This window comes from Streptomyces sp. NPDC002446 (assembly GCF_053595675.1).
Genome location: NZ_JBSFYC010000157.1, coordinates 1 through 2,663 on the forward strand (window position 1 = coordinate 1; position 2,663 = coordinate 2,663).

Genomic DNA, 2,663 nt, shown 5'->3' on the forward strand with positions numbered 1-2,663 from the left:
GGGCCGCCGTGTTCGTACAGCAGCTGGCGGCAGCGGCCGCAGGGCCCCTGCCCCGGAGGACCGCCACCGCACCCCGAAAACGCCCCGCGCAGCGGCACCGCCCGCCGCAGGCGCAACGGCGAGCAAGCCAAACGTCGACCCAGGCAAAGCGCAGCGGAAGGGTTACCCCCGCAGAACCCCGTCGATGATCCTGGCCCACTGTTCGACGACCCGGTTCCGGCGGGGCGAGTCGTCGGTCAGGAGGTTGGCCAGGCCCAGGCCGCGGGCCATGTCGAGGAGGCCCTGTACGGTCTCGCGGACGCCGGGCGCGGACTCGTCGGCGTCCAGGAGCGCCACGGCCGTACGGTGTGCCTCGCGGCCGACCCGGGCCTCCAGGGCGGTGACCCGTTCGCGCAGCTGCTCCTCGTCGGAGGCGGCCACCCACAGGTGCAGGGCGGCCCGGAACAGCGGTCCCGTGTAGAGGCCGACCAGTTCCTCGACGATGATCCGGGTGCGGGCGACGGACCCGGCGGGCGGCAGGTTGTGGGCGACCGCCTTCAGGGCGCCGCGGCGCTTGTCCGCGACATGCTCGACGGCCGCCGTGAAGAGGTCCTCGCGGGTGCGGAAGTGGTGCTGGGCGGCGCCCCGGGAGACGCCCGCCCGTTCGGCGACCACCGAGACCGTGCTGCCGCTCCAGCCGCGCTCCGCGAGGCAGGCGACGGCCGCCTCCAGCAGCTTGAGGCGGGTGGCGCGGCTGCGGTCCTGCTGGGGCGGGCGGGCTCCGCGGGCCGGGGTCAGCGCGCCCATGCCGGGGCCCGCCGTTCCAGGAAGGCGGTCATGCCCTCACGGGCCTCCGCGGAGGCGAAGAGCCGCGCGGAGTGTGCGGCGAGCGCGTCGGTGTCGCGGTCGAAGGCGGCCAGCACCTGGGCGGTGGCCAGCTTCTTCGACTCGGCCAGGCCCTGGGGCGAGCCCTTGCGCAGCCCGTCCAGTACGGGGGCCAGACCGGCGTCGACGTCCTCGGCGGCGAGCGTGACCAGCCCGATCCTGGCCGCTTCCCGGGCGTCGAACCTCTCGCCCGTCAGGTAGTAGCGGCTCGCGGCGCGCGGGTCCAGCCGCGGCAGCAGCGGCAGGGAGATCACGGCCGGGGCGAGGCCGAGGCGGGCCTCGGTGAAGGCGAAGGTGGACTCCGGGCCGGCGACGGCGATGTCGCAGGCGCCGAGCAGGCCGAGGCCGCCGGCCCGTACGTGACCGGTGACCCGGGCGACGACGGGCCGGGGCAGCTCGACGATGGCGCGCAGCAGCCGGACCAGGCCCAGCGGCCCCTCTACGGCCGCCCCCGAGGTGGCCTCGGCCAGATCCGCGCCGGCGCAGAACGTGCCGCCGGTGTGGGTCAGTACGACCGCGCGGGTGCCGTCGTCGGCTGCGGCCTGTGCGAGCGCCTCGTGCAGCTCGGCCGTCAGCCGGGCGGAGAGCGCGTTGCGGTTGTGCGGGGAGTCCAGGGCGAGGGTGGTGATGCCGCGCTCGTGGGAGCGCGCCACCAGGGGTGTCGCGGGTGCGTCGGTCATCGGTGTGTCGAGCTCCTTTCGGCTGCCCGCCGGGCAGGCAGCGTCCTCTCCCGAAGTGCCGCTGCTCAGTACGACTTGGGCAGCCCCAGGGACTGGTGCGAGACGTAGTTGAGGATCATCTCGCGGCTGACCGGGGCGATCCGGGCGACCCGGGCGGCGGTGATCATCGAGGCGAGGCCGTACTCGCGGGTGAGGCCGTTGCCGCCGAGGGTGTGGACGGCCTGGTCGACGGCGTGCACCGCGGCCTCGGCCGCCGCGTACTTGGCCATGTTGGCGGCCTCCCCCGCGGCCGGGTCGTCGCCCGCGTCGTAGAGGTGCGCCGCCTTCCGCGTCATCAACCCGGCCAGTTCCAGCTCGATATGGGCCTGGGCGAGCGGGTGGGCGATGGCCTGGTGGGCGCCGACGGGCTCCTTCCACACCTGGCGGGTGCGGGCGTACTCGACGGCCCGGCCGAGGGCGTGGCGGCCCATGCCGAGGGCGAACGCGGCGGTCATGATGCGCTCGGGGTTGAGTCCGGCGAAGAGCTGGAGCAGTCCGGCGTCCTCGTCGCCGACGAGGGCGTCGGCGGGCAGCCGCACCTCGTCCAGGGTCAGCTCGAACTGCTTCTCCGGGGCGGCCAGTTCCATCGGTATGGCGCTGCGGCCGAAGCCGGGGGCGTCGCGGGGGACGATGAACAGACAGGGCTTGAGGCGTCCGGTCCGCGCGTCCTCCGTGCGGCCGACGATCAGTGTCGCGTCGGCGATGTCGACGCCCGAGATGAACACCTTGCGGCCGCTGAGGATCCAGTCCGCGCCGTCGCGCCGGGCCGTGGTGGTGATGCGGTGGGAGTTGGAGCCGGCGTCGGGTTCGGTGATGCCGAAGGCCATCTTGCGGGAGCCGTCGGCCAGGCCCGGCAGCCAGGCCCGTTTCTGCTGCTCGGTGCCGAAGCGGGCGATGACCGTACCGCAGATGGCGGGGGACACGACCAGCATCAGCAGGGGGCAGCCGGCGGCGCCCAGCTCCTCCAGTACGAGGGCGAGTTCGGTGATGCCGCCGCCTCCGCCGCCGTACTCCTCGGGGAGGTTGACGCCCAGGTAGCCGAGCCGCGCGGCCTCCGCCCACAGGTCGTCGGTGTGCCGG

3 protein-coding genes are annotated in these 2,663 nt (G+C 74.6%); all 3 read right to left on the minus strand.

The genetic code is table 11. The annotated features are described in order from the left end of the window. Positions 1-162 precede the first annotated feature (162 nt). Positions 163-786, minus strand: a complete 624-nt coding sequence (locus tag ACWD6P_RS36880; RefSeq protein WP_451448589.1) for a TetR/AcrR family transcriptional regulator — start codon at positions 784-786, stop codon at positions 163-165. Continuing rightward, positions 774-1,544: an enoyl-CoA hydratase family protein gene (locus tag ACWD6P_RS36885; protein ID WP_451448590.1), complete on the minus strand. Its 771-nt coding sequence runs from the start codon at positions 1,542-1,544 to the stop codon at positions 774-776. Before ACWD6P_RS36885 ends, ACWD6P_RS36880 begins: the two co-directional genes overlap by 13 nt. Before the next feature lie 65 nt (positions 1,545-1,609). Beyond that, positions 1,610-2,663 (minus strand): acyl-CoA dehydrogenase family protein (locus tag ACWD6P_RS36890; RefSeq protein WP_451448591.1); only part of this gene is annotated, 1,054 nt, incomplete at its 5' end.